The organism is Salirhabdus euzebyi (genome assembly GCF_014207435.1).
Taxonomy (GTDB): Bacteria; Bacillota; Bacilli; order Bacillales; family Alkalibacillaceae; genus Salirhabdus; species Salirhabdus euzebyi.
The window spans coordinates 1-25,391 of sequence record NZ_JACHGH010000015.1 but is presented as its reverse complement, the minus strand read 5'-3'; the positions used below and the strand labels follow the sequence as shown (position 1 = coordinate 25,391).

Here is a 25,391-nt window from a genome sequence, read left to right as displayed (position 1 = left end):
TCACGTAAACTTATCCTTCGTGCATCACTATTTTTAACAGTAAAAAACCCTTTTGAGCAAGATACTCAAAAGGGTTTTAAATTAGGAACGATTAAATGGCCACCAGTTTGCTTTCCCTAGTAATTTCACCATTACAGGAATAAATAATGGTAGCATCACCATTGCATAAAGGAAAAGACCAGCTAATACGATCGTAGCTATTTGTAGTAATGATAGCACTCCTGATGGAAGCATCGCTGCAAAGGTTCCACCTAAAATAACTGCCGCTGAAATAATAACGGTTCCCATATTTTTCATCGAAGTCATTAATGCTTCACGCACATTCATATCTTTGTATTCATTGAATCGATCCATTAAGAAAATGCTATAGTCAATTCCTAATGCCATTAAAATAACGAAGGCGAAGAATGGAACTGCCCAGCTAATTCCTTCAAACCCTAATCCATTAACAAAAATTAGTTCTGCAATGCCCATTGATGTGAAATAAGTTAAAACGAGAGAACCGATTAAATAGATTGGCATAATTAATGATTTTAGCAGGATAACTAAAATGATAAAAATTCCTGCTAGCATCAAGACAACTGTTCTTGAATAATCCTCATCGGACATATTTTGTAAATCATTATTCGTACTGCTTATTCCTCCGATGGATTGTGACGCATTCTCAAAGGAAGTATTTACACGAGCATCCTCTGCTGTTTGGGAAATTTTCTCGATTAAATTCTTTGCTTCTGTAGAATAAGGGCTATTTTCTAAAATAACTTCAAACTTCGTAATCGTTTTGTCCTCTGACAAATAAGGTTTAATACCTTCCATAAATTGTTCGTTTTCTAGTGCTTCTTTCGGAATGCTTACCATTGGAGTAGAGCCTTCTGCCGAAAATTCTCCCAGGTAATTTTCCACTTGAGATAACCCTTCCGATACTTGGTCCAAGCCATCTGCGCTTTGCGTTAAACCATCAGAAAGCTGTGTCATTTGGTCCTGCATCATGACGAATGCATTTTGCAATTCTTCTTGACCACCATAAATTTGTGTTAATCCACTTTGAAGCGCTGGGACACCATTTATCACTTGATTTTGCCCACTAGCTGCCTGACCTAGGCCAATTTGAAGCTCTTCTAAACCACCTATTAATGCGTTTAAGCCTTCTATAAGCTGCTCCGGATTGCTATCTTTTGTTTGTTCATTAATTTGTTGAATTGCAGTTGTTAATCCTTCACTCATAGTAGTGAGTTGTGTATTAATGTACTCCATACTCGGACTATCATCTGTACCATTTACTACAGACCTGAGTGTAGCAATCGCTGTTTGTAATTGCTCATTTTTTTCCGGTTCAGGGTGTTCCTGTACATTATTCGCTAAAATATTGTATGCACCACTTATAGCACCGAAGTATCCTTGATAAGCCTGAACGAGTGGTTTTAATCCTTGCTCCACCTCGCCTAAATTAGTTACTAACATCTGATTAAAATCAATCACATCTTGGACCCCGTCTCTAATGAGAACGAGATTTTCTTTCATTTCCTCAGCACCTTGTGAGCCAGATACAATTCCGTCACGGATCTGGGTTAGTGCCGTTATCATTTCACCTACACCGTTGTTTGCCTCTAAAGTTCCTCCTAAAAGCTGCTCGATCCCTTCTTCCGCTTCCTCTAATTGAGGCTGATTATTACTGATTTGCTCAGCAGCTTCATCTAGACCCGTTTGGATTTGATCAATGCCGGACACACTTTGCCCAATCCCCTCACCCAATTGATCTGTTTGATTCGTTATTTTAAAGTTCTCCAAAATTTCGCCTGTCGGTCTTGTCGCACTTCTTACCGCTTTTACTCCTTCAATTTGAGCAAGACGGTGAGAAATTGTTTCAATATCTTGAAATTCTACTGCATCGTCTATTTTCTCATCCGTTTGTAAAACAACTGTTGCTGGCATTGTTTCTCCCGGACCAAAACTATCAGCAATCCAATTAAAACCTTTAACGGAACCGTAATCGTCCCCTATTTCTTCTAATGAATTGTATGACTTCACCCCATCGTAAGTTAGTAGTACAGGGATTGTAATAGCAACAACAATGAGCAATGCAACGATTGGACGTGTCCATGCGAAGTTACCAACTGCTCCCCATAGCTTACTCTGCTTATGAGCAACATTTTTATCAAATGGCCAAAACATTTTTTTGCCTAACAAAACGAGGAAGAACGGAACTAAAGTAGGTAAAGCAAGTAAAACAACTGCTACCCCAACCGCTACAGCAACTGCTGATTGATAAAGAGAAAATGTAGATAATCCAATCGTCGAAAATCCAATCAACACCGCTAAACCGGCAAAAAATATCGTTTTCCCACCTGATTTGTACGTGGCAATAACTGCTTCTTTCGTAGAATCATGATTGGCTAGTTCTTCTTTAAATCTACTAATAAGTAAAATGCAATAATCAGTACCAATCCCAAACATAACAGCTACCATAAAAATTTGGGTAAACGTGGATAGCGGAAAATTAACGGTATCCGCCAAAATCGATACGATTCCTTGTGCAGCTAAATAACTAATCCCCACTGTAATAAGCGGAATAAATGGGGCCACTAAGGAACGGAAAACTAAAAATAAAATAAGTAAAATGAATCCAACCGTAATGTATTCCGTCTTTTTTAACCCTTCTTCTGAGTTAATAATAATATCTTGTTGAATATACTCTTCGCCTGTTAAAAGGTGTTCGACTTTTACATGACTAATAGCATCATAGATTTTTTCTCTTGACTCCTCAATTTCTTGATCTTGGAACGAGACATTCATCGGAACTAAAATAGTTGTGTTATCCTCTGAAATGACTTGTTCTGCTATTCGCTCATCTTCAGAGAAATCTAATATATTTGAAATTCCTAATTCGATTTCTTTTTCCTTTAACAGTTTAATAGCAGCTTGTATTTCTGCTTTTCCATCATCACTAATGCCATGGTTATCACGAAAAACAATAACACCACTTATGGAGTCCTCTGCGGTTTCTGATGACATTTCATCGATTAAATTACCCGCAATGACAGAAGAGTAGCTTTCCGGGATTGTGATTTGGCCTTTTTCTCTTACTAGTTCTTGAAGATTCGGGGAAAATAAAAGCAAAGAGACTGCAGCTGCTATCCACAACACAAAAATCAACCAACGAAATTGAATAACCTTACGCATTGATAGTTACCCCTTCCTATCCATTTTCCTTTAAAATGCGAGCTAATTTCTGGAGTTGCCAAATAAAAAAGGTCATTTCTTCTTTATCAAAATTAGATAATATTTCGCCTAACACTTCATATAATTTATCTGTGCCTTCTTTCATCAACGTTTTACCTTCTGTAGTTAAACGCAAGTAAACAATTCTTCGGTCATCACTATCACGGTCTCTTTCAATTAAGCCTTTTTCGTATAGTCGATTAACCTGAGCCGTAACAGCACTTTTCACAATGCCAAATTCATTCGCAATGTCGGAGCTAGTACACGGTTCATTTTTTTGTATATAGCGCATCGTTAGAAACTGGTCACCCGTTAGTTCTTCATGAACCCGATCATTCATAATGGCACTAATTCTGCGATTGACCTCATTCATTGCGGATGTATAGTCTTCTATTAGTTCATGTAGTAGTTTACGGTCCATTCCATCACCTCTTTAAAAAATAAAAACTAGTTTCATTAGTGAATAGTTCTACAATAGAACTATTTAAAAATACCACCATTTTTTGTGGATTGCAATTAAAAAATATTGTATTTTTATAATTCTTTAAGGGAGAGAATCTATACTTATCTTGATTAGAAAAACTAAGGCTTGTCGCCAAGTCCTAATGGCGAAAGCCTTAGTTTTTCTTATACTTTAATCCTTTAACAAAGTTAAACTTTCTTAAAGTAAAAAAATCCCAAAAGGCTTAGCCTCTTGGGATTTACTCATCTAGTACGCTCCACGTATATGTTGATGTACATTTTGTTTATAAAAACTTCTAAGCTTTGCCAGCTCCTCTTCATGGAAAGAAGGAACCGTTAAAGCTTGTAAGCTGTCCTCTACTTGCTTTACATTTTTAAATCCTGGGATAACGGATGAAATTTCTTCTTGGTCTAGAATCCAACGTAAAGCAGCTCTCGTCATGTTCCCACGACCTTCTGCAATCCAATTAAGATCAGAGGCAAGTTCGACCCCTTTATGGAATTCTAACCCCGCAAATGTTTCTCCGACATTGAACTGTTCTCCATTTCGATTGAAGTTTCGATGATCATCCGCTTCAAAGCTCGCATCCTTTTGGAACTTACCTGTTAACAGTCCACTTGCTAACGGGACACGCGCTAAAATGCCAACACCTTTTTCCTTTGCTTCCGGTAACAATCTTTTTAATGGCTTCTGGCGGAAAATGTTAAAGATAACTTGTAAGGCCCTTACGTTTGGATTTTCTAAGCAAAGCATCCCTTCTTCCACTGTTTCCACACTCACACCGTACTGCCTAATTTTCCCTTCTTGCTGTAGCTTATCTAAGACTGTAAACACACTTCCATCCTTTAAAATTTCTAATGGGGGACAATGTATTTGATATAGGTCTAGACGTTCGCGATTTAATCTCGTTAATGTATTTTCTAAATAGCTTCGGACTGATTTTTCCGAGTATGTTTCTGGATCATAAATATCTCCCGCTCGACAAAACTTAGAAGCAATATAAATGTCGTCTTCTATCCCTTTTGTTGCTTGTGCTAAAAGTTCTTCACTATGCCCATCTCCATAGACATCTGCTGTATCAAAAAAGTTAACTCCCGCATCCATCGCAACTTGTAGCCCACGTAAAGCTTCTTCATCTGACGTTTTCCCCCAGGAACCACCTATCGCCCACGTTCCAAAGCTTAATTCACTTACTTCTAAATCTCCAAGCTTACGATATTTCATAGTTAACTATCCCTCCGAAAATTACTTTGTATTTTGTTTAATTGATTCATAACAGGCATCGATGATTTTCATATTTTTTATCGTATCTTCTCCGGAATAAATCGGATCCTTATTTTCTAAAATAGCATTGGATAGATGTTCAACCTGTGTTTTATACTGATCTGTGACAACTATTTCTTCTCGGACGTTATCCTCTTTTTCTATAACAATTAAGCCTTCATGATCATTTTTATCCGGACGAAAAGCTCGTGGAACTTTAATAACACCTTCCGAACCAATAACCTCATAAGCTGTACGGAAAGGCATAGTAAAGCTGCAATCAAACATGGCTCGAACACCGCTCTTCATTTTGAAAATGCCATAAGCAGAATTATCGATGTTATATTCTGGATGCATATCCGCTTCCACATATATCTCTTCTGGTTCATCATCTAAAATGTGTCGGATGGAATGAATACAATAACAGCCTATATCGTAAATGCTTCCCCCACCCATCTTGGGATCCATACGAATGTTACCTTCAGGGTTAGCCATGAAAAAGGAAAAGCTAGATTTCATTAGTTGAACGTCACCAATTTCACCAGACGCAATGATTTCTTTTACACGCTTGTGTTGACCATGAAATTGATACATAAACGCTTCCATGTATTTCATGCCATGCTTTTTGCACGCTTCCACTAATTCTTTGGTTTCTTCGGCATTTAATGCTGCAGGTTTTTCAGATAAAACATGCTTACCTTTTTGCGCCGCTTTCATTACCCATTCCTTATGTAAATGATTTGGTAACGGTATATAAACAGCATCAAGATTTGGATCATCTAATAGTGCATCATAGCTGTTATAAACAGTAGGAATATTAAATTTTTCAGCAACTTCCTTTACATTAGGATTTCCACTTCCAATAGCAACGACTTCTGCATTTTCTGCTCGTCCAATAGCCGGAATTAATGCCTTTTGTGCGATATTAGCTGTACTTAAAATCCCCCAACGAATTTTAGTCATTTGGTTTTCCTCCTTTGTTTACCTGTACCACTATCATAACGTTAAATAACGATGTAACAAATGATTTAAATCAAGGACCTATGCATCATGACATTCATTTACTATTTTTTTGCCAATTCTTTGAAATTTTCTGAAACATTTCCCTATATGTAATCGTCTATTATAAGGAAAGGGGAAATGGGATGAGGAAAGTACTAATTTGTTTGAGTAGCTTATCAATCTTGCTTTTGGCTGCATGTACCAATTCTAACCTTTTACCTAATAAACCAATTAAAGAAATCGTTCTAACCAATACGGAAAACGGAGCAACTTACTATATAACAAATGAAAAGGATATTGAAGTATTTAAAAATGCTTTTACCGAAGTGAAAAAAATTGATGGCGTTATTGATATACAACAACAGGATTATGAAGTTACTTTTACCTTTAAAAATAATGATCATAAACCACTTTACATGTGGCTAAGTAGTACGGCAGGTATGGTAATGGATCCTAAAAAATCAACTATTGGATATGACCTGAATGAGGAAAATGTTAAAGCGATCCATTCACTTTGGAATTAGAATACATAAAAAAATATCTTTAAAATCCGTATGCAAATTGCGGATTTTTTATTTTATGACGGAACTTTTCTATTGCAAACTCTCTTAATTCCTTTTTGGCAATATCCATTGCTTTTGCTTTTGAATACGACTGGGCAAAAACTACCTCTTCTTTCTCGAGACCATTTAGAAAAACAAATACATTATACCCTTCATTCGTCCCGTATATTTCGGTTGGATAAGCATTCCCCATTGTATATAATTCCGTCATGTCAGCTTCAAATACTTTAAGATTAGCCAATTGATATTGTTTATATTCCCACAACGTTCTATACATATTTTCTCCCCTTACACCTAAAAATTACCAATATTACTATAATCATATCTTAAAAAATAGAACATTCCAACTAGAATAGTAGTTTTTCAAAAAAAATCCCCGTTATCCATGTTGATAACGAGGATTCTTTCCTATTTTATTCGGGATCATCAGAACCTCAACATCCCCAACTTTACTAGCTTCTTCGTTCCATTAAGTTAATACCAACACCCATCATCACAACGCTCATTAGTACTAATATACTAATAGGAAAAAGTGCACCTGAAATTGGTTCCCCATAAATGGTTACTGCTTTTAAAGCATCCATCACATACGTGACCGGATCTATTTTAGAAAGGGCGAGCATAAATTTACTCGTTACGATTTCAATTGGCCAATATGACCCACCAATCATCGCAAAACTAACCGATACAATTGGAATGATTGCATTAAAGGTTTGGGTAGTTTTAGATATTCCCGCTATTAGAACAGATAAGGAAACAATCGCCAGCACATATGGAATAAGTACTAATAGCGCATTTCCGAACCCATCATAAAAATTAACTCCTAAAGCATATCGGAAGAAACTAAAGACGATAACCACTTGGATATACCCTAAAAAGAAAGCATAGCATAATATTCCTACGTACATTTCCCATTTCCTTGAAGGGGATAAGATTATACGATCCCATATTCCTTCTTGCTTCGCTACTAAAATATGAATGACGTTGAATGCAATCGTATAAATAACGAAGAAGACTGCAAAACCAAATATCGCCTGTAATTTACTGTCATAAATAAAGGAGTCCTCTCCGAAAAACGTCTTCGTCTCTACGGTAAACATTGGTTCATTAAGTTGTTTAATTAGTTGAGCCCCATTCACATTATCCGCTTGCTTTAGTTGCTTTTCTTGCAGATAATGACCGTAAGCCTTTTGAATATTTTGTTCTAGTAAGGTGAAAGTCCCTGTCTTAGAAGCAATCACTATTTCATAATGATCGTCAAATAAAAATAGCCCCGCCTCTGCTGATCCTTCCCGAACCTCCTTTTCTAGCACCTCTTTTTCCACAAGCTCATAATTCTGTGCCCCATACTGCTGCAAATGGCTTAACACCTGCTCGGTTTCCTTTTCTTCCATTTCACTATAAATAGGAATGTAAGACTGATACGTACCACTACTACTACCTATAAAAAAGGCAAATAAAATACAAATACCTGTCATGATTAAAAATGTTGCTGGGTTTCTAATTAAAAGTTTGAGTTGAGCATATAAAATACCTTTCATGCTTCCTTCCCCCTTTTTGGAAAGGTCCATACAGCCGCAAGAATCATGACAACTGTAAATAGTAATAAATAAATCAAGTACATATATATTTCGCTAAAGCCATATCCTTGAGCACTAGTTAAATAAGCGGACATTCCAGCCCCGTTAGGTGTTAAGTCACCAAGAAATTTAACTAGCTCTGACAAATTACCAACTGGATAAAAGCTTCCTCCAAGGAAGGCGAAAACCGTAATAATGACACTACTAAAAACAGTCGATGCTGTTTCTGATTGAAAACGATAGTTAATTGCCGTTAGAAGCGAAGCTATACCTCCTACTGCCAGACTTACTCCTAGTGAAATCAGTAGAAAGTGTGTAACATTCGGCCAGTGGACCCCAAAGATTACGGCACAAAACCCATATAAAATAAATAGCTGTGCTAGAGCTATAATCGCACTAGCAAAAAAAGTTCCCGTAAAAAAAATCCATCTTGATACATTTGCTAATAAAATCCGATCAAACACATGGATTCGTTTTTCCTCAAAAGCATAAGAGCCCATTGTGGAAGCAATATATAAAACGAACATGACGCTCATCCCGACTGCATAATACGTTGTACCGGAAACGGGATCGACTTTAGATATAGAGTGAATTTCCCCTTTAATATCCTCAGGCATTACCATTAAATCTGCTAACCCATTTCTTTCTAAAACAGAACTTGTATGCATTTGCTCTTCAAAGGTGAGGAGTAAGTCTTTTACGATATTAGCAACGAAATCTTCTCCTTGATCAACATATAGCGTTAGCTGGGCATCAGACTTCCCATTAAAAATCGTACTCTTTACTAACTCGTAGCTGAAACCAGCGGGTACTTCAATAATTGCCGTATATAGCTCCTCTTGTTTTGCTTTCTCTATTTCCTCTGGTGTTATTTCTTCAAGTGTGAACATCTCTTTTAATTGTTCATGCCCAAATACTTGATCTTTTAAAATTTGAATTGGTTGAAAAGAAGATAAGTTATTTTTTATCTTTTCTTTATCCCCTTCTTCCATCGGTAACAGCATGAGCTCATCTACTAATCTTTGAATGTCTTCTTCTTCGTTTGTATGTTCTACAATTGCAACTGCTGCATCAATTTCAGGAACATCCTGGTGCATTAAATCACCAATGGCAAATTTAATGATGAACACTAACACTAGTGGCATTGCTAACAATAAAGTGAAATTTTGCCGATTACGAATAATTAGGAGTAACTGTTTTTTCACAAGATTGAAAATCATATATGAAGTCCCTCCTTAATCCCGTAGTGCTCGACCAGTCAAATGAAGAAATACATCCTCAAGAGAAGGTTTTTGTACTTGAACAGATTTTAATTCCGTATTGGTTTGTTCAGCAAGTTCGATAATTGTTTGGAAAAAAACTACTTCTTTTGGGACTAATAGAGTTACCGTTTTTTCTTGAACGGTTAACTGTCGCACAGAAGGATGTTCCTTTAATAGATTCGTGAATTCTTCTTTTACGACTGCTGTTTCTATTTGAAATGTTTGTTCAGCAGATAATATATTTTTAATGTCATCCTTTGAACCCGATGCAATAATATGACCTTGATCCATAATATAAATACGGTCACATAAGTACTCTACTTCTTCCATGTAATGACTCGTATATAAAATAGTCATGTTTTTTTCTCTGTTTAAACGTTTTACCGTATCTAAAATATAATTTCGGGATTGGGGATCAATCCCTACTGTAGGTTCATCCATAAACACTAAACTTGGGTCATGAAGTAATGCTACTCCTATATTTAATCTTCTTTTCATCCCACCTGAAAAAGTTTTAACTAAATCATTTTGCTTGTCGACTAATCCGATAATTTCTAGTACTTGATCTATTTTAGCCCCTAATTGCTTCTTATCCATTTTATAAATTTTCCCGAAAAACTGTAGATTCTCTCTAGCCGTTAAATTCAAATACAAAGCAATCTCTTGCGGAACAACCCCTAATTTCTCCCTTAATTTTTGCGGTTGCTTAATGACGCTTTCATTTAAAAATCGTACGTCACCCTCAGATGGTGGGATTAAGGACGACATCATCGATATTGTCGTTGATTTTCCCGCACCATTAGGTCCTAGTAATCCTACTATTTCCCCTTGCTCTATAAATAGATTAACACCGTCAACAGCCTTCGTTTGTTTATATTGTTTTTTTAAATCCGTCACTTCTAACACGTTCATTCCTCCTCATCTGTTATAAGCATAATCCTATTTCATTTACATGCCATCTATCCTCCGTCACTAATTGTCATTATTTCATATGACTGGAGTCATTTTTTGATTGAGGATGCATTTTTGCATATATATTAATTTAAGAAAAATAAAAAAAGAGAAAATCAATTCGATTCTCTCCTTTCTTTCGGTAACGTTTTTATTTTTAACATGAACCACGTAAAATAACTTGCAATGAGTACAAGCAATATTTTCACGAGGAAAATAGGTATGACAAACAGCGTTGTGTAGCTGATCGAAGTCCATAGTACCGTTACTCCGATGACTTTTGCCTTTAGAGGTATTCCTTTTCCTGCTCGATAATTCACTATATATGGACCAAACCACTTATTATTTATTAGCCATTGATAAAGCTTGTCTGAGCTACGAACATAACAGGCTGCAGCTAGTAAAAGTAAAGGGGTTGTCGGGATGAGAGGTAAAACAATACCAATCACTCCTAGTACTAACGAAATGGTCCCACTTATGATGAGTAATATTTTTTTAATGTTATGCAATTCGCTTCACCCAACTCGATTAAACTAACTACATCTCATTATATCAAGTCATATCCATTTCCGAAAAAAATGCTCGCACAAATTTATGACTTCTTATGCTAAGTCATTTTTTACAGCAAAAATAGCAAGCTGGGTACGATCCCTTAGTTCAAGCTTATGTAATATTTGAGAAATATGATTTTTAATTGTTCCGACGGTTAAATAAAGTTGTTCAGCAATTTCTTTATTTGTTTTTCCTTCACCCACTAATTTTGTAATGGCTAATTCTCTTTCAGACAGCGTAAATGGTTGTTTGTGTTCTGTCGATGATTTTTTTAATAAACGGGGAACCATTTTAGCTGCAACTTCTTCGTGAATGGCCATGCCCCCTTGTAAACAACTATGTATTGCTTTAATTAATTTATCTGCGTCTGCTGACTTTAATAAAAATCCATCAGCCCCTTCACGCAAGGCCTGTACCGCGTACTCGTCGTCATTAAAGGTAGTTAAAATGAGCACATGTACCTTTTCCCATTTCTTTTTGATTATTCTTGTTGCCTCAATCCCATTCATAATAGGCATGCGGATATCCATAATGACAATATCCACTATATGGCGCTCCATTTCAACTATCGCTTGCTCCCCATTTTCAGCCTCTGCTATAACTGAAAATTGTTCATCTTGTTCAATCATCATTTTTAATCCATTACGTACAATTGTTTGATCTTCTACAAGCAAAACTTTATAACCCATCTCACTCTTCCCCCAATGGAATAATGCCCGTTACGACGAAGGTATTCTCTCTTTGATAAATTTGTAACGTCCCATTTATTTCTTCTAGTCTTTTTTTCATGTTTGTTAAGCCAAATCCCCATTCTGTTTTCGTATCCTGATGTACTTTATTTTCTATTTTAAATTCTAAATCCCCTACTGCATTTAACGCTAATACTACTTTTACTTCACGGGAATAAGCATGGCGCATTGCATTCGTTAAGGATTCCTGCAAAACTCGGTATAAGACGATGCTTTGCGTATTATTTAACGGCGTGGATAGTACACCTTTTTTTAACGTAAAGTCTAAATGGATGTGACTCTCCGCTTCAAGCTTACGGATTAATTGTAATACAGAAGATATCCCTTCTATTTCCTCATTTTGTAGTGCTTTAACAGCGTGCCTCGTTTCTTCTAAGCTAGCTGTTGCAAGCTCCTTTAACTGTTCATATTCCACTTTTTTCTCCTGTATGCTTAACATGTTTAGCTTCATTAATAGCGCTGTCATCTTATGGCCTACCGAGTCATGGATATCCCTCGCTATTTTCGTTCGCTCCTCAAGCCTAGCCGCTCGTTCCGATTCAACTATTTGGCGCTTCATTTTTCGGTATTCCCCAAGTATCGACTCATATGTATGTTGCAGTTCTTTCAGACTTTGAGCAAGCTCATTTAAGCTAATGAGTAAATAGAAAAGCAGTAAGGAAAATATAGTCCACCCAATAGTATATTGTTCATGTATGTATAACCAAAAATGAAAAACAAACACATTCAGAATCGTTAACAAGCGAAATTCCATCGTTGAAATCCAATTGATGCTATCGATATTAACGTACAAAATAATAAATAGTAGATAGAGACCGATAGAGTGGACATTTACGATTTCCATCAAGATAACGAGGAAAATCATGACAATATATAGTAGTAATCTGAATTTGATAATTGGTAACAAAAAATAGGCTATCATAATCAAGCTAGTTATGATTAGTAGGACAGGAAAGCTAGATTGATCATAGCTACTTGATACTGCTAAAGCAAGCAATATAACGAGAGGAATAAAAGAAATCCAAAACTTACTCAACCGTTCTCCCTACTTTCTTTACAATGTATCCTTAATGGAAAGTAGGGCTTAATGACAATGCTAAAACTGAACACATGTCATCAAACCCTATGAAAATCTATTGCAATGGATTATCTTTATTTGCTGGTGCCGGTATTGCTATCGTTGGATTGCTACCACGTAAAGTATTTAACCCTTCTTTATAAAAGGCTGAGAACGTTAAGTCATATTGCAAACTCTCCTCCGAGTCTGGTTGCGTAAAAGAAACCTGTTCAATGGAAACTATTCGTTCACTATTTTCTAAGCGGTCAACAAAATCTATCATATTTGGGTATGCGGGAGAAGTAACTTGTAAAGAAAAAGTTACTTGCATTAATTCTTCTCCTTCTGCACCATCCATTGTAGAAAGGGTAAACTGTATCGGCTCTGAAATATTGTATGAAGTTACCACACTATTAGAAATAGCCTGCGCTTCGTTTACTTCCCAAAATAACTGCTCATAAAATGGATCTAATGGAAGTTGCTTTTGTAGGACTAAAGAGTCTCGAGAACGGTCCACTTGTTGCTGCTCCTTGTATTGCTCACTAATTTTTTCATAGAGAAGCTGTTCGTTACTTAAGGAACTTTCCGCTTGTTCTTGATTTTCCATTAAAGGCTTAACGGAAAAAAAGTAAGCCCCTCCTATTCCTAGAAGAACGATAAACGTTAAGGCAAATAAAATAATCTTCTGACCACTATTCCATTTTTTCATTGTACCTCAACCTCCTTATCCCCTCTTAACAACTCTTTATTAATCATAATGTCATATTGGGCTATATAAGGAGAAGCTTGTTCTTCTTGTTGCTGCTGTTGATTATTAGTGGAAACCGTTAGTAGTTTAACAGCGTTTATCCATTGCTGCTGTGCGAGATGGTTTAAGTAATATGCTGCATCCATATCGTCTTGAACAAACACTTCCAAAACTAACTGATCACCACTATATTGAAAGGATTGAAAATACCCATTTTCCGGAAGAAGTTTGGACGTACTCCTAATTAATCCGTCACTATTAATTGGATATTTTTTCAGTTCTGAAACTGTCTTTTCAAGCTTCTGGAAATCACTTATCCCTGCAGTTTGTAGTAATTCTTGTAGCTCCAATCTTTCTGCTTGTACTTTTTCTATTTGTGACTCTGTTTGGGTAATATCCTCTTTTATTTGCGAAGTGACATAAAAGGTCCCGAATACTGTTGCTCCAACTAGTACAATGAGAAAACCTAACAACAAAAGGAAGGCTTTATTTTTTCTTTCTTTATTTTGTAATAAGTTTATATCTACTAACATCAAAACCCCTCTTTCATCGCCAGACCTATCACATTATAAAACTGGTAACCAATTTTCATATCTTTTGTTGTTTGGATTTTTTCTGGTGGTAAAACAGCAAGCGGAATTTCCTTTATACGGGTCGTAACCCCTTCCCGTAACTCTGTTAAATAAGGATGATCCCCTGCGATGAAAAACTTCGTAATCTGCTTTTCACCTTTACTCAATGAATATTGATAGAAACGGAGCACTCTTTCCATTTCTGTGTATATTTCATCAAAGGCAATCTGGACTTTATCATAATCAATTTGTTCCTTAGTCAATATTCCACCCTCTGTAAGGGGAACAATTTTCCACGTATCTTCCGGATAAGGAATAGAAACCTGTTGCATAAACACGGGTTTATGATTTTCGAAAATACTTAACGTTACGGATTTCACGTTAAACTGTGCCAGTAAATATACGTCTTGGTCACTTGTCAGCCCATAATGATCGTAAAGGCGATATTGACATAAAGACGATACATCCGCTACAACAGGTGTTGTATTCTCGTCTTTCAAATAGTCATAATATGTGTTAACCACTTCATCAGAGGAAGCTACGACAAGTACTTCCTGCTTATCCCCTTTTTTTCCTAAAGAAACCGAATCGACAACTGGATTATCAAAAGGTAGATGAATACTATGACCTAATTCAAAGTAAATGTGCCCATTTAATTCCTCTTCTGTAATGTCAGCAGGTATATCTACAGTCCGGATAATGACAGATGAATCCGGAACAATAAAACGAACCTGCTTTCCTTTCAGCTTCCATTTCTTTACACAGTGCTTTAATGTCCGCAAAAAAACCTCATCATTAACAATTTGACCATTTTCCATTACACCGGATGGGAAAAAATGCTCATCAAAATTTGTCACGATTGCAGGCTTTTTTTGCTTTATTTCTGCGTACCGAATAACATAATCTTTAATTTCTATATTTACATACTTATTACTTCCGAATAACGCCATCTTTTTCACCTAATTCTAGTCATTATTGTTATATCGAAACTAGTAAAGAAAAGAATTTATATACCAAGCAACTATTTTACTTCCATAAAAGTAAGCTATTAACGCTCCCATCGCGATAAATGGACCGAACGGGATTGGATTTTTCCGTTTAACCTTTCCAAGCAAAATTCCAATAAGCCCTGCAATTGATCCTAACATTGCTGCAAAAAAGAAGGTTAATAAAACATTTTGTAAGCCTAACGCAATGCCAAGAACAGCAACTAGCTTAATATCTCCACCGCCCATTCCTCCACGACTAACAATCGCAATAAGAAGTAATAGACCAAATCCAGCAATAAACCCTAATGCAGGATCATACCAAGGATCTAACGGAATAGCAGCCCTTAACACAATGAATAAAACAAAAAACACAAGCAATACTTTATTGGGGATAATCATAAATGTAAGATCACTTACGGTGATAATGAGAAGTAGAGATACTAGGGATAATGCTACAATCATCTCCATATCATATCCAATGACATAAAACGAAAAAGCAAATAAAACACCTGCTAATAACTCCATAAAAGGATACAACGGTGATATTTTTTGATCACAATGCTTACACTGACCTCTTTGCCATAAATAAGAAAAGACAGGAATTAATTCCGTCCATGATAAGGTAGTATGACAATTAGGACACGCTGACCGGGGAGCAACAATCGACTTCTTCTCCGGAACACGTAAGCCAACCACATTAAAGAATGAGCCTAATAAAAGACCTATGATGAATAAGTAAGATAATATAAAGGCCACGTTGTTTTTCCGTCCTTTAGTTCTTTTAGTTTGATTTGATAAAAAGCGTGGTTATGGTTTAACCACGCTTTTTATATAATTAAGATCCTTCTTATGGGGTAACTGCAGATGGATTTGGAATAGCATTAATACCATCTCCACTTTCATCATCATTAATTTGTTTTATTGTTGCATCTGTAAATTCAATTGTTACTTTCCCAGCCTCTGCTGAACCAGTAATTGTTAATACATCTCCGGAAAAATCAATAGTTGCATCTGCTAATTTTGTGTCAGTTAATTCAACATACTCACTTAAATCATCTACATCAACAGCTGTACCTGTTTGATCAGGGTTTTCAATTTGGTATAGTTTTGCACCTTCCAATATAGCAATAGCATCAGACTTAACCCCATCTTCCTTCGAATTCTGAATAATATTCCCAATAGCCGGAATAGCAATTGCGGCAATAATACCTAAAATAACAATAACTGCTAAAAGTTCGATTAATGTTAAACCTTTTTCATTTTTTAAAACTCTTTTTAACATCTTTATTTCCTCCCAATTTAATTTTTATGTTTTTATATAATAAGTTAACTAGATTTAGTTAACATTATTAAAGATTTCAAACATTGGAACCATAATAGATAGAACGATGACACCAATAATTCCTGCTAAAAATACGATTAGTAGTGGTTCAATTAGTGATTTCAATTGGTCTGTTGCGGTTTCTACTTCTGACTCGTAAAAGTCGGCTATTTTTCCTAGCATTTCGTCTAATGAACCTGTTTTCTCCCCCACAGCTATCATTTGTGTGACGAGTGGTGGGAACGCCCAATGCTTTATCATTGGTTCGGTCATGGAGCGTCCTTGTTCTAATGTTGTCCGTGATTTTCTTAATACACGGGCAATTACTTCATTTTCTATTACTTTTTCCGTTAGGGTCATTGCTTGTAGAATTGTAACGGAATTACCTAGTAAAGAGCTTAGGGTTCTTGTCATACGAGCGAGTAATGCTTTACGAAAAAGCTTGCCGAAAATGGGCATTTTGAGCAGTGCATAATCTAAATAGAATTTCATATCCCTTTTTTGTTGCATCGCATATAGCCCCACAACGACGCCAATAATCATAAGCAATAATAACCACCATTGGCCTATCATCCAGTCACTGGCAGCCATGACGAACTTCGTAATCGCTGGAAGCTCTCCACCAAACTGGTCAAACATCCCAACAAAGGTTGGTACAATCGAGATTAATAGAAAAGTCACAACTACTAATGCTAGAATCCCAATCACAATAGGATAGGTCATCGCAGACTTTACTTTTTGCCTCGTTCTTTGCTGGCGTTCAAAGTAATCGGCCATTTCTTCCAACGTTTCTTCCAATGACCCACTAACTTCACCAGCATGTACCATATTCGTAAAAAGGCTTGAGAATATTTTCGGATGCTTCCCATAAGCACTAGAAAGGGGGTTCCCCTCTCGTAAATCGACTTCTACTTGGGCGAGTGTTTTTTTCAACACTTTGCTCTCGGTTTGGTCAATTAATATTTTAGTAGAATCTACTATCGTTACACCTGCTTTAATCAGGGTTGAAAACTGCCTTAAATAAATAACAAAATCAGCTAATTTTACTGGTGCACCTAAATAAATGTCTTGTGACCATATCGTTTCTCTCTTTTGATGAACCTCGAGTAATCGTAACCCTTTTTCTCTTAATAACGGCCCTACCGCTGCTTTTTTGTCGGCTTGGATGACACCTGTTCGTTTTTTACCTTGGCGATCACGGGCAACGTAATTAAATTGTCCCATAGTGATTCTCCTCTAGATATCCTTGAACAGATTCATAGGAAACGAGCTGTCTTTGTAGTAGCGACTTTATATTCATTTCCAAAGTGTGCATACCTGCTTCCCTTGACGTTTGCATCACGTTCGGAATTTGATGGATTTTTTGGTTACGAATTAAGCTACTAACGGCGCTATTTTGCACCAAAATTTCCGTTGCTGCTACTCGACCATGACCTGTGTTTAGTGGGAAAAGTCGCTGCGAAATAATGCCTATTAGGACAGATGCAAGCTGATAGCGAATTTGTGCTTGCTGTTCTGCCGGGAAGACGTCAACGATACGTTCTATCGTTGCTGGGGCACTAATCGTGTGCAACGTACCGAATACTAAATGCCCTGTTTCGGCTGCTGTCACAGCTGTCGAAATAGTTTCTAAGTCTCGCAATTCTCCTACGAAAATGACATCTGGATCTTGACGTAACGCCGCTCTTAACCCAGAAGAAAATTTTCTTGTATCCCGACCAACTTCTCGCTGTTCGATTACTGATTGTTTATGGTGATGAATATACTCAATCGGATCTTCTAACGTAATAATGTGCCTCCGTTGATTGGTATTGATATAATCAATCATTGCTGCTAACGTCGTTGATTTACCACTTCCCGTTGGCCCTGTCACTAAAACAAGCCCTTGTGGTTTCGACGCAATTTTTGTTAACACACTTGGAAGCTGTAAATCTTCAACGGTTGGAATTTTCGTTGGGATAAGACGAATTGCAATGGAAACACCTTCTCGCTGCTTGTACACATTAATTCTGAAACGAGAAACGTCTGAAATTTCATACGAGAAATCGACTTCCCCTTCTGCATGAAAGGTTTCCTTTAAGTTATCGGACATAATAGCAAGTCCCATGTCTAACAGTTCATCCTGCGAAAGAGGGGGTTGCTCAAGCTGCTTTAATTGCCCGTATATCCGTAAAACAGGAGGTAAACCAACTGTTAAATGTACGTCAGATGCAAATTCTTTATATGCAATATAGAGTAATTCATCTAGCTTTTCTTTCATTGACAATCCCCCTCCCTCCTAGTCTAAAGCAACTCGTAAAATTTCTTCTGTAGTCGTGACACCTTTTTTCACTTTTTGAAGTCCATCTTCTATTAAAAATTTCAATCCGTTCTTCACAGCAATATCTCTTATCGTAATGGTTGTCTCATTATTTAATAAAGCTTGTCTTATTTGATCGTCTATGACGAGTACTTCATGAATAGCTGTTCGACCCCGGTAACCTGTTTCGTTACAAGTGGGACAGCCAGTTCCATAAGATACTTTATCTGTTGTGATTCCATATTTAGCAAAAATTTCACTTTCTCTAACTGTCACATCTCTTTCCACTTTACAATCACGACATATTTTACGAACGAGACGCTGGGACACAACTCCATTTAAAGAAGAAGCAATTAAGAATAACTCCACTCCCATATCTTTAAGACGAGCAACTGTACCGAGAGAATCATTCGTATGAAGTGTACTGAAAACTAAATGCCCTGTAATAGAAGCACGAACAGCCATATCTGCTGTTTCCCTATCACGAATTTCCCCAATCATTATAATATTAGGGTCTTGGCGAAGAATGGAGCGTAAACCAGTTGCAAAAGTTAACCCTACGTTCGGATTTACTTGAATTTGGTTGATTCCTTCTACTTGATACTCTACGGGATCTTCAATCGTAATAATGTTTACATCTTCGTTATTTAACTTACTTAAGGCAGAGTACATCGTGGATGATTTACCAGATCCTGTTGGACCAGTCAGCAACACAATACCATGCGGTTGTTTAATTAAACTTAAAAATTTATTTAAATTATCTCCTTCAAACCCGATTTGACTTATATCATTTTGCGCAAGACTTAAATCTAACAGACGAATCACAATCTTTTCACCATAGATAGTAGGCAAGGTACTAATACGCAAATCGATTTGACGATAATCTACATTCAACTTGATACGGCCATCTTGTGGTACACGCTGTTCCGTAATATCCAAATTGGCCATAATTTTAATTCTCGTAATTAAGGATCCTTGGACATGCTTAGGTAGACTTCTTTCGAGACGAAGACTTCCATCAACACGGAAACGGACTAAAACTTTGGCTTCTTGACAATCAATGTGAATATCACTAGCCTGCTGCACAACGGCTTGCTGTAGCAATTGGTTAACGAGCTTCACGACAGGAGAATCATTATCTTCCACTTGAGCATCTAATTGCTCATCTTCCATTTCTGTCGTTGCAGCAATTTCCTTCCCAAAATCATCAATATCATAATATTTACTAATGCTACGAATAATATCATCCTTCGTAGCAATTAAAGGTTCAATACTAAAGCCCGTCGATAAACGCAAATCGTTGATGACGATATAGTCCATCGGATCGGCCATCGCAACAAAAAGTTTGCTAGATTCCTTTTTTAATGGAATAACTAGATTTCTTTTGGCAAACTCTTTCGGAACTATTTTTAATAATGATGTGTCAAAAGGATAGTTATACAGCGTTACTCGTGGGATTCCTAATTGGAATTCCAACACTTCAATAAGCTGCATTTCTGTTACGTAGCCTTTTTGGACTAATGCATCACCAAGTCTTTGATCAGGACTTTTTTCTTTCAAAGTCAGCTCAAGATCTGCTTCAGATATTAAGCCACTTTCAACTAGAAGATCTCCTAGTCTCATATTTTTCTTAATAGCCATGATCGAAAACCTCCAACTTTCTAAGACTTCACACATCAAATTGATAGACCATTATGACAAAATCCAATAGATTTCTACTTCTATTATCAAACATTGACAGGGTATAAACAAGTGATAGTTATATCCAATTACCGAATAAATGGGAAGGAAGACACTAGGTAGAGTTATTGTAGGTGTTTTTTATTTGGTTTAATGCGGTATTATAAAGTCATACTTAAGTACTATATAACATTAAAAAAACTATCGAATTTTGTGAATATACTACTATAAAATGGTGTTTGGTGCAATAAAATGTAAGATTATTAAGAAATCTTTACCTCTTTTTGTAGGATTTTATCCCTATTTGTATTTTATAATGAAAGAAAATACGTTACAGTTAATATAGATGTTTTTCAAACTCCAGCCCCTACCAAGACCTTCCACCGCATAATTAGTTCCTTCTTCTATTTTGATAACACAAATATGATAAAATAAACTTTTAGAGTCTATTACTATACGGAAAAATGCTCTACTGAAAAGAGGTTTCCTATGAAAAAAATACTACAATCAGAAAAAGGGCTTACGCTTGTCGAATTAATAGCAGCTTTTGTCATTATTACGATTTTATTAATATCCTTTTTCTCTTTTTTTAGCCAAGGCGCAAAATATAGTGAAATAAATGATGATTCTATTAAGGCAAGTAACCTAGCAAGACAGGTTCTAGAAGAGCTACGATCTAACAATGAAGCGATGCCCGTAGGAGAATACACATCGTTTAATAATACAGGGAAGCCAACCATTAGTTTAGTAGAACAAAATGGTGTTTTTCATTCCAATGCAGAACTTAAGTTGAAATTAGTCTTTTCAGACGAAGTAAATACAGATTTAGTAAAAGTAAAAATAGAAATTTTACAAGTCTCTGGAAAGTCGGTCACAGAAACCTACGGATATTTGGAGGTGGGATAAGTAATGAAAATATTATCCTATTTTCGCAACCAAAAAGGGATTACACTAGCCGAATTACTAGGAACAATCGTACTTATTTCTATTGTTTCTGCATTATTAATGGGGATCATTATATCCAGTATGAAAAATTATGAGTCCGTTGAAAGCAGTAATCATATTCGTAACCAAGCGAATCAAATCATGTTTCAATTAACGACGATTCATCAAAATAATTTAGAGTATACACTTCAGTATATAGATCAACATGCATTTGAAATTGAGTATGTAGCAACAAATGGCGAGAAAAAGAGCTTATTGGTTGAAAGAGAATCCTATCAATACGAACTGGAAGTAGATGGACTAGTCCTGTCCCCTACTCAAGAAATATTTATTGATTTAACTAATCAAGATCAGTTAAGTGTTACAGTTGAATTATCATTGCAAAGTATCGGTAGTGCTCGTAATGATGACGTTACAGTTCAATCGACTATTTCAAGAATGACTACTGCGAGAGAAGGTGATTAAGATGGTAAAGATTAAATATTTGAAAAATGAACGTGGGTACGCGCTCGTACTTGCCTTATTTGCCATTGTTATTATTTCATTACTAGGACTCACCTTACTTGGAAGTACGATTTCTACTGCTAAACAAACGAATCAAACAGACACGTATTATCGCACCACACATTTAGCTGAAATGGGAGTGAAATTCACCGAAGCTCACATATACCAATATGTGCAAACAAACGAGCGTCCTTTACCAGGTAGTTCCGAATCAACTGTAAAAGATTATATAGAAGACATGTTCCGGCATATAAGGGCACAAGCTGACCTTGTTGTTGTTGACTCACAATATCCGAATCGGGAATATCAAATTTTAGAAAACCTCGAAATAAACGTTAGTGCTGCTGATGCAGAAACGGAAGTAGTCTTCTCCGTTAAAGGGATTGATGATGAAAAAGAAAAAGAACTGGATGCTACGTTTGTTTTGGATGGTTTAGGTGGGCAGAGTGATAGTTCTGATTCTGATGATATTAATTGGGAAGATTTATTTCCTACTTCCCCTACAGAAGAATGGATTGTACAAGAAGGAGAAGCCTTCCCCAATCCTCCAGGTGACGATAATAAATATAATGGGAACACTTGGGTTAATGGAAACTCCACCGTCAAATTAACGGATGTCACCATTAATGGGGATTGTGTGATGAACGGTAATTTTTATAGTGGAAATGGGCATCCGGATATAACCATTTGTGGAAGTGCTAAATTTAATAAAGAAGTAACGGACACGCAGGGGCAACCGGGATTTAAAGCAAACTTAATGATAGGTAACCACGCTATTTATGAGGACAAACTTTTTTGGCACAATGGAAATAGTCGGGATTACCTTTCTGGTGGTAGCACATACTTTAAAAAAGGTGCCGAAATAGGTAATGGTCCTTTTGTAGTAGGTCAAGATTTAATCATTGACGCAAGTACTGGTGTGTATAACTTTTCATCGGATGTTAGCATTAAGAGGGATCTAATTATTTTAAACTATGACCCTACCGTTAATACGGATGTCTTGACAATAAAAAATAGTGATTTTTACGTTGGCGGATCTATTAAAATATTCGATAAGTCCGGTAAGCCTGTGACAGATCAATCACGTATCCCTCCTACAACTCAGACTAGTGACAGTAACAATGGAAAAGACAAAAATAACATTGTGTATCATTATAGTTTTTCAGATACATCGATTTTTGAACCTACCTGTAAAATTACGAATGGTACGGATGACCTCTTTGTTGATGTTGTTCACGTAGAGTATTAGTCATTATGACCGAATTCTTTCATAAGAATTTGGTCTTTTTTTATTTACATATATAAATTTTCTAAACAAATACTAACCGTAAATATGTCTTAGGAGGAATAACGATGAAGGCTGTAACCTATCAAGGTAGATATACGGTTGGTGTAACCGAAGAAGACGATCCAAAAATCGAAAAAAGCGATGATATTATCGTCCGGATTACCTCTACAGCAATTTGTGGTTCGGATTTGCATTTGTACCAAGAAAACTTTCCAATGCCTGAAGGATACATAATTGGACACGAGCCAATGGGGATTGTGGAAGAAATTGGACCCGATGTTACGAAGGTAAAGAAAGGTGATAGAGTGGTTATCCCTTTTACTGTCGCTTGCGGCCATTGCCCTTATTGTTCTGACGGTTTAGTGAGTCAATGTGATAATTCTAACCCTCATTATGATTCGGGTGGATATTTTGGTTATTCTGAAAAATTCGGGAACTATCCTGGTGGGCAAGCTGAATATTTACGTGTACCTTATGGGAACTTCACTCCTTTTGTTGTCCCACAAGATTGCGAATTAGAGGATGACTCCCTCCTCTTCCTATCAGATGTTTTACCAACAGCTTATTGGAGTGTGGAGAATTCAGGCATGAAGCCTGGGGACACAGTAATCGTATTAGGTTGTGGTCCAATCGGATTAATGGCACAGCAATTCGCATGGCAAAAAGGTGCCGAGCGGGTTATTGCAGTTGATTATTTGAAATATCGCATTGAGCATGCTCGAAAAGTGAATAAAACAGAAGTATTTAATTTTGAAGAAGATCCAGATATGGGAGAAACGCTGAAAGAAATTACGAAAGGTGGAGCTGATGTCGTTATTGATTGTGTTGGTATGGACGGCAAGAAATCTCCATTAGAATTTATTGAACAAAAGTTGAAGCTACAGGGCGGTACACTTGGACCAATTCAAATTGCAACAAAAGCCGTTAAAAAGTGTGGAACTGTTCAGCTTACAGGTGTTTATGGAGGATTATACAACATGTTCCCGCTAGGGCCATTTTTCTCTCGTAATGTAAGTCTAAAAATGGGCCAAGCACATGCTCGTACTTATATGGATGAGCTGTATAGACAAATCATTAAGGAAGAAATTGATCCTACTTCGATTATTACACACCATATGCCATTAGGGGATGCACCTCGAGGGTACCAAATTTTTAACGATCATGAAGATGATTGCATAAAGCTTATTTTAAAACCATAGTTGATTCGACAATTTTCATTGTTGCTGCTTTAGGGACGTGCTATCATGATAGTTAGCCCTAATCGGAGAGGTGTATGAATGATGGATCACATGATTTTTGACATTTCAGTAGAAACATATAACAAGTTGAGTGACTCTGAACGTTATTTATTAGAGCATATAAATAACCATATTGAAGATATTCCTGAAATGTCGATTGTGAAGCTTAGCGAAAAGGCCAGCGTCTCTACCGCAACAATCGTGCGTTTAATGAAGAAAATAGGATATGACGGCTTTACTTCCTTTAAATATAGCATTCGGGATAAGTTAAAATTGTCCGAAAAAGACAATGATTTGATGGACAATATCGACACCAAAATCAAGCATGCTATTAAAAAAAATGAGCATGAAGTAATGAGAACAATTGAAATGCTTAATGTCGGAAACATCGAAGACGCGATTCAAAAAATTCATGACGCTGAAAAGATTTACGTCTTCGCTCGTGGTTTTTCTGAAATGATTGGAACAGAAATTACGATGAAGCTTCAGCTAATCGGTAAAAACTGCGAATTGCACAATGACCCGAATATCATAAGGATAAAATCACAAAGACTGAAGGCAAGAGAATTGGCCATTTTCGTTTCCTTAAATGGGGAAACGGAAGAGCTGGTGGAAGCAGGGAAAAACTTTAAAATTAAAAAGATTAGTTCCATCACGTTAACAACGAGAATGGACTCAACCTTAGCCAATTTATCTGAAATCGTTCTTGTAGGATATAAAGCGTCACACTCCTTATTCCCTGATTATGAAATTAGGTCGAGGCTACCGCTTCAAGTTATGTCCCGCATCCTACTAGACGCGTATGTCATACGGATGTCCGAGCTATAGTACCAACCGAATGGGGTGCACCCATTCGGTTTTTGATTGCCCAATTTGAAGCTTATCCCGCCAGATTTTGCATTTATCCCGCGACTTTTGACTTTTATCCCGCGACTTTTACACTTTATTCAGCCACTTTCGCTCCTCATTACGCGACTTTCACACTTTATTCAGCCACTTTCGCTCTTTATTGGGCGACTTCTTGATTTTTTCCCTCAATTGCTTTTAATCTCCGATTAAGTCCTTATAATTGTGTAAAAAAGAAGAGTCATTTTATTCCTTTTTGTCAACAATGTTTTCAACCACGAAAAACAATGAAAAGAGGAA

At 36.6% G+C, this 25,391-nt stretch carries 25 protein-coding genes; 6 read left to right on the top strand and 19 right to left on the bottom strand.

What is annotated here, in order from left to right; translation table 11 throughout:
* Positions 1 to 81 precede the first annotated feature (81 nt).
* The 4 genes from HNQ94_RS17555 to HNQ94_RS17540 form a co-directional block, all read right to left on the bottom strand.
* Positions 82 to 3,180 (bottom strand): MMPL family transporter, encoded by a 3,099-nt coding sequence (locus HNQ94_RS17555; protein ID WP_174497549.1) that lies wholly within the window; start codon positions 3,178 to 3,180, stop codon positions 82 to 84.
* Positions 3,181 to 3,196: 16 nt separating this feature from the next.
* Complete coding sequence (locus tag HNQ94_RS17550; protein WP_174497548.1) at positions 3,197 to 3,640, bottom strand: MarR family winged helix-turn-helix transcriptional regulator; 444 nt, start codon at positions 3,638 to 3,640, stop codon at positions 3,197 to 3,199.
* Positions 3,641 to 3,928: 288 nt separating this feature from the next.
* A complete protein-coding gene (locus HNQ94_RS17545; protein WP_174497547.1) occupies positions 3,929 to 4,906 on the bottom strand; it encodes an aldo/keto reductase in 978 nt (325 codons plus the stop codon).
* Positions 4,907 to 4,927: 21 nt separating this feature from the next.
* Positions 4,928 to 5,908, bottom strand: coding sequence for a Gfo/Idh/MocA family protein (locus HNQ94_RS17540; RefSeq protein ID WP_174497546.1), 981 nt, complete (start codon positions 5,906 to 5,908; stop codon positions 4,928 to 4,930).
* A gap of 182 nt (positions 5,909 to 6,090) precedes the next feature.
* Here HNQ94_RS17540 and HNQ94_RS17535 point away from each other — a divergent pair, with 182 nt between their 5' ends.
* Positions 6,091 to 6,471 (top strand): YhfM domain-containing protein, encoded by a 381-nt coding sequence (locus HNQ94_RS17535; RefSeq protein WP_174497545.1) that lies wholly within the window; start codon positions 6,091 to 6,093, stop codon positions 6,469 to 6,471.
* Between the two features lie 19 nt (positions 6,472 to 6,490).
* Here HNQ94_RS17535 and HNQ94_RS17530 read toward each other — a convergent pair whose 3' ends face one another.
* From HNQ94_RS17530 to HNQ94_RS17460, 15 genes are all read right to left on the bottom strand, one after another.
* A complete protein-coding gene (locus tag HNQ94_RS17530) occupies positions 6,491 to 6,787 on the bottom strand; it encodes a hypothetical protein (protein WP_174497544.1) in 297 nt (98 codons plus the stop codon).
* Positions 6,788 to 6,962: 175 nt separating this feature from the next.
* Entirely contained in the window at positions 6,963 to 8,051 is a 1,089-nt protein-coding gene (locus tag HNQ94_RS17525; protein WP_174497543.1) for an ABC transporter permease, read from the bottom strand.
* Positions 8,048 to 9,310 carry an ABC transporter permease gene (locus HNQ94_RS17520; RefSeq protein WP_174497542.1) on the bottom strand — a complete coding sequence of 421 codons (1,263 nt, stop codon included), beginning with the start codon at positions 9,308 to 9,310 and terminating at the stop codon, positions 8,048 to 8,050. The genes HNQ94_RS17525 and HNQ94_RS17520 overlap by 4 nt, the downstream gene beginning before the upstream one ends.
* 15 nt (positions 9,311 to 9,325) lie before the next feature.
* Positions 9,326 to 10,258, bottom strand: a complete 933-nt coding sequence (locus HNQ94_RS17515) for an ABC transporter ATP-binding protein (protein ID WP_174497541.1) — start codon at positions 10,256 to 10,258, stop codon at positions 9,326 to 9,328.
* A gap of 161 nt (positions 10,259 to 10,419) precedes the next feature.
* Positions 10,420 to 10,812, bottom strand: coding sequence for a YbaN family protein (locus tag HNQ94_RS17510; RefSeq protein WP_174497540.1), 393 nt, complete (start codon positions 10,810 to 10,812; stop codon positions 10,420 to 10,422).
* Positions 10,813 to 10,905: 93 nt separating this feature from the next.
* Positions 10,906 to 11,544 carry a response regulator gene (locus tag HNQ94_RS17505; protein WP_174497539.1) on the bottom strand — a complete coding sequence of 213 codons (639 nt, stop codon included), beginning with the start codon at positions 11,542 to 11,544 and terminating at the stop codon, positions 10,906 to 10,908.
* Position 11,545: 1 nt separating this feature from the next.
* Positions 11,546 to 12,640, bottom strand: coding sequence for a sensor histidine kinase (locus HNQ94_RS17500; RefSeq protein WP_174497538.1), 1,095 nt, complete (start codon positions 12,638 to 12,640; stop codon positions 11,546 to 11,548).
* Between the two features lie 97 nt (positions 12,641 to 12,737).
* Positions 12,738 to 13,370, bottom strand: a complete 633-nt coding sequence (locus tag HNQ94_RS17495) for a hypothetical protein (RefSeq protein WP_174497537.1) — start codon at positions 13,368 to 13,370, stop codon at positions 12,738 to 12,740.
* Positions 13,367 to 13,942 (bottom strand): PilN domain-containing protein, encoded by a 576-nt coding sequence (locus HNQ94_RS17490; RefSeq protein WP_174497536.1) that lies wholly within the window; start codon positions 13,940 to 13,942, stop codon positions 13,367 to 13,369. The genes HNQ94_RS17495 and HNQ94_RS17490 overlap by 4 nt, the downstream gene beginning before the upstream one ends.
* Positions 13,942 to 14,931, bottom strand: a complete 990-nt coding sequence (gene pilM / locus HNQ94_RS17485) for a type IV pilus biogenesis protein PilM (protein WP_174497535.1) — start codon at positions 14,929 to 14,931, stop codon at positions 13,942 to 13,944. The genes HNQ94_RS17490 and pilM overlap by 1 nt, the downstream gene beginning before the upstream one ends.
* A 39-nt stretch (positions 14,932 to 14,970) precedes the next feature.
* A complete protein-coding gene (locus HNQ94_RS17480) occupies positions 14,971 to 15,726 on the bottom strand; it encodes a prepilin peptidase (RefSeq protein ID WP_174497534.1) in 756 nt (251 codons plus the stop codon).
* Positions 15,727 to 15,817: 91 nt separating this feature from the next.
* A complete protein-coding gene (locus HNQ94_RS17475; protein WP_174497533.1) occupies positions 15,818 to 16,252 on the bottom strand; it encodes a prepilin-type N-terminal cleavage/methylation domain-containing protein in 435 nt (144 codons plus the stop codon).
* 54 nt (positions 16,253 to 16,306) lie between these two features.
* Positions 16,307 to 17,515 (bottom strand): type II secretion system F family protein, encoded by a 1,209-nt coding sequence (locus HNQ94_RS17470; protein WP_174497532.1) that lies wholly within the window; start codon positions 17,513 to 17,515, stop codon positions 16,307 to 16,309.
* Entirely contained in the window at positions 17,502 to 18,551 is a 1,050-nt protein-coding gene (locus tag HNQ94_RS17465) for a type IV pilus twitching motility protein PilT (RefSeq protein ID WP_174497531.1), read from the bottom strand. The genes HNQ94_RS17470 and HNQ94_RS17465 overlap by 14 nt, the downstream gene beginning before the upstream one ends.
* 18 nt (positions 18,552 to 18,569) lie before the next feature.
* Positions 18,570 to 20,231, bottom strand: coding sequence for a GspE/PulE family protein (locus HNQ94_RS17460; RefSeq protein ID WP_174497530.1), 1,662 nt, complete (start codon positions 20,229 to 20,231; stop codon positions 18,570 to 18,572).
* A gap of 528 nt (positions 20,232 to 20,759) precedes the next feature.
* Between HNQ94_RS17460 and HNQ94_RS17455 the strand changes: the two genes are divergently transcribed.
* From HNQ94_RS17455 to HNQ94_RS17435, 5 genes are all read left to right on the top strand, one after another.
* On the top strand, positions 20,760 to 21,176 hold the full coding sequence (locus HNQ94_RS17455) for a type II secretion system protein (protein WP_174497529.1): 417 nt from the start codon (positions 20,760 to 20,762) through the stop codon (positions 21,174 to 21,176).
* 3 nt (positions 21,177 to 21,179) lie between these two features.
* The gene (locus HNQ94_RS17450) at positions 21,180 to 21,680 is read left to right on the top strand and encodes a type II secretion system protein (protein ID WP_174497528.1); all 501 of its coding nucleotides are present in this window, start codon (positions 21,180 to 21,182) and stop codon (positions 21,678 to 21,680) included.
* A 1-nt stretch (position 21,681) separates the two neighbouring features.
* The gene (locus HNQ94_RS17445; protein WP_174497527.1) at positions 21,682 to 22,968 is read left to right on the top strand and encodes a hypothetical protein; all 1,287 of its coding nucleotides are present in this window, start codon (positions 21,682 to 21,684) and stop codon (positions 22,966 to 22,968) included.
* 104 nt (positions 22,969 to 23,072) lie between these two features.
* Complete coding sequence (locus HNQ94_RS17440; RefSeq protein WP_174497526.1) at positions 23,073 to 24,206, top strand: zinc-dependent alcohol dehydrogenase; 1,134 nt, start codon at positions 23,073 to 23,075, stop codon at positions 24,204 to 24,206.
* An 81-nt stretch (positions 24,207 to 24,287) separates the two neighbouring features.
* Positions 24,288 to 25,073, top strand: a complete 786-nt coding sequence (locus HNQ94_RS17435; protein ID WP_174497604.1) for a MurR/RpiR family transcriptional regulator — start codon at positions 24,288 to 24,290, stop codon at positions 25,071 to 25,073.
* The last annotated feature ends 318 nt before the right edge of the window (positions 25,074 to 25,391 follow it).

Excerpts from the sequence above, each read along its gene's own strand:
- HNQ94_RS17555 (WP_174497549.1), bottom strand. The coding sequence starts at position 3,180 with ATGCGTAAGGTTATTCAATTTCGTTGGTTGATTTTTGTGTTGTGGATA.
- HNQ94_RS17550 (WP_174497548.1), bottom strand. The coding sequence starts at position 3,640 with ATGGACCGTAAACTACTACATGAACTAATAGAAGACTATACATCCGCA.
- HNQ94_RS17545 (WP_174497547.1), bottom strand. The coding sequence starts at position 4,906 with ATGAAATATCGTAAGCTTGGAGATTTAGAAGTAAGTGAATTAAGCTTT.
- HNQ94_RS17540 (WP_174497546.1), bottom strand. The coding sequence starts at position 5,908 with ATGACTAAAATTCGTTGGGGGATTTTAAGTACAGCTAATATCGCACAA.
- HNQ94_RS17535 (WP_174497545.1), top strand. The coding sequence starts at position 6,091 with ATGAGGAAAGTACTAATTTGTTTGAGTAGCTTATCAATCTTGCTTTTG.
- HNQ94_RS17530 (WP_174497544.1), bottom strand. The coding sequence starts at position 6,787 with ATGTATAGAACGTTGTGGGAATATAAACAATATCAATTGGCTAATCTT.
- HNQ94_RS17525 (WP_174497543.1), bottom strand. The coding sequence starts at position 8,051 with ATGAAAGGTATTTTATATGCTCAACTCAAACTTTTAATTAGAAACCCA.
- HNQ94_RS17520 (WP_174497542.1), bottom strand. The coding sequence starts at position 9,310 with ATGATTTTCAATCTTGTGAAAAAACAGTTACTCCTAATTATTCGTAAT.
- HNQ94_RS17505 (WP_174497539.1), bottom strand. The coding sequence starts at position 11,544 with ATGGGTTATAAAGTTTTGCTTGTAGAAGATCAAACAATTGTACGTAAT.
- HNQ94_RS17495 (WP_174497537.1), bottom strand. The coding sequence starts at position 13,370 with ATGAAAAAATGGAATAGTGGTCAGAAGATTATTTTATTTGCCTTAACG.
- HNQ94_RS17490 (WP_174497536.1), bottom strand. The coding sequence starts at position 13,942 with ATGTTAGTAGATATAAACTTATTACAAAATAAAGAAAGAAAAAATAAA.
- pilM (WP_174497535.1), bottom strand. The coding sequence starts at position 14,931 with ATGGCGTTATTCGGAAGTAATAAGTATGTAAATATAGAAATTAAAGAT.
- HNQ94_RS17475 (WP_174497533.1), bottom strand. The coding sequence starts at position 16,252 with ATGTTAAAAAGAGTTTTAAAAAATGAAAAAGGTTTAACATTAATCGAA.
- HNQ94_RS17470 (WP_174497532.1), bottom strand. The coding sequence starts at position 17,515 with ATGGGACAATTTAATTACGTTGCCCGTGATCGCCAAGGTAAAAAACGA.
- HNQ94_RS17465 (WP_174497531.1), bottom strand. The coding sequence starts at position 18,551 with ATGAAAGAAAAGCTAGATGAATTACTCTATATTGCATATAAAGAATTT.
- HNQ94_RS17460 (WP_174497530.1), bottom strand. The coding sequence starts at position 20,231 with ATGGCTATTAAGAAAAATATGAGACTAGGAGATCTTCTAGTTGAAAGT.
- HNQ94_RS17455 (WP_174497529.1), top strand. The coding sequence starts at position 20,760 with ATGAAAAAAATACTACAATCAGAAAAAGGGCTTACGCTTGTCGAATTA.
- HNQ94_RS17450 (WP_174497528.1), top strand. The coding sequence starts at position 21,180 with ATGAAAATATTATCCTATTTTCGCAACCAAAAAGGGATTACACTAGCC.
- HNQ94_RS17445 (WP_174497527.1), top strand. The coding sequence starts at position 21,682 with ATGGTAAAGATTAAATATTTGAAAAATGAACGTGGGTACGCGCTCGTA.
- HNQ94_RS17440 (WP_174497526.1), top strand. The coding sequence starts at position 23,073 with ATGAAGGCTGTAACCTATCAAGGTAGATATACGGTTGGTGTAACCGAA.
- HNQ94_RS17435 (WP_174497604.1), top strand. The coding sequence starts at position 24,288 with ATGGATCACATGATTTTTGACATTTCAGTAGAAACATATAACAAGTTG.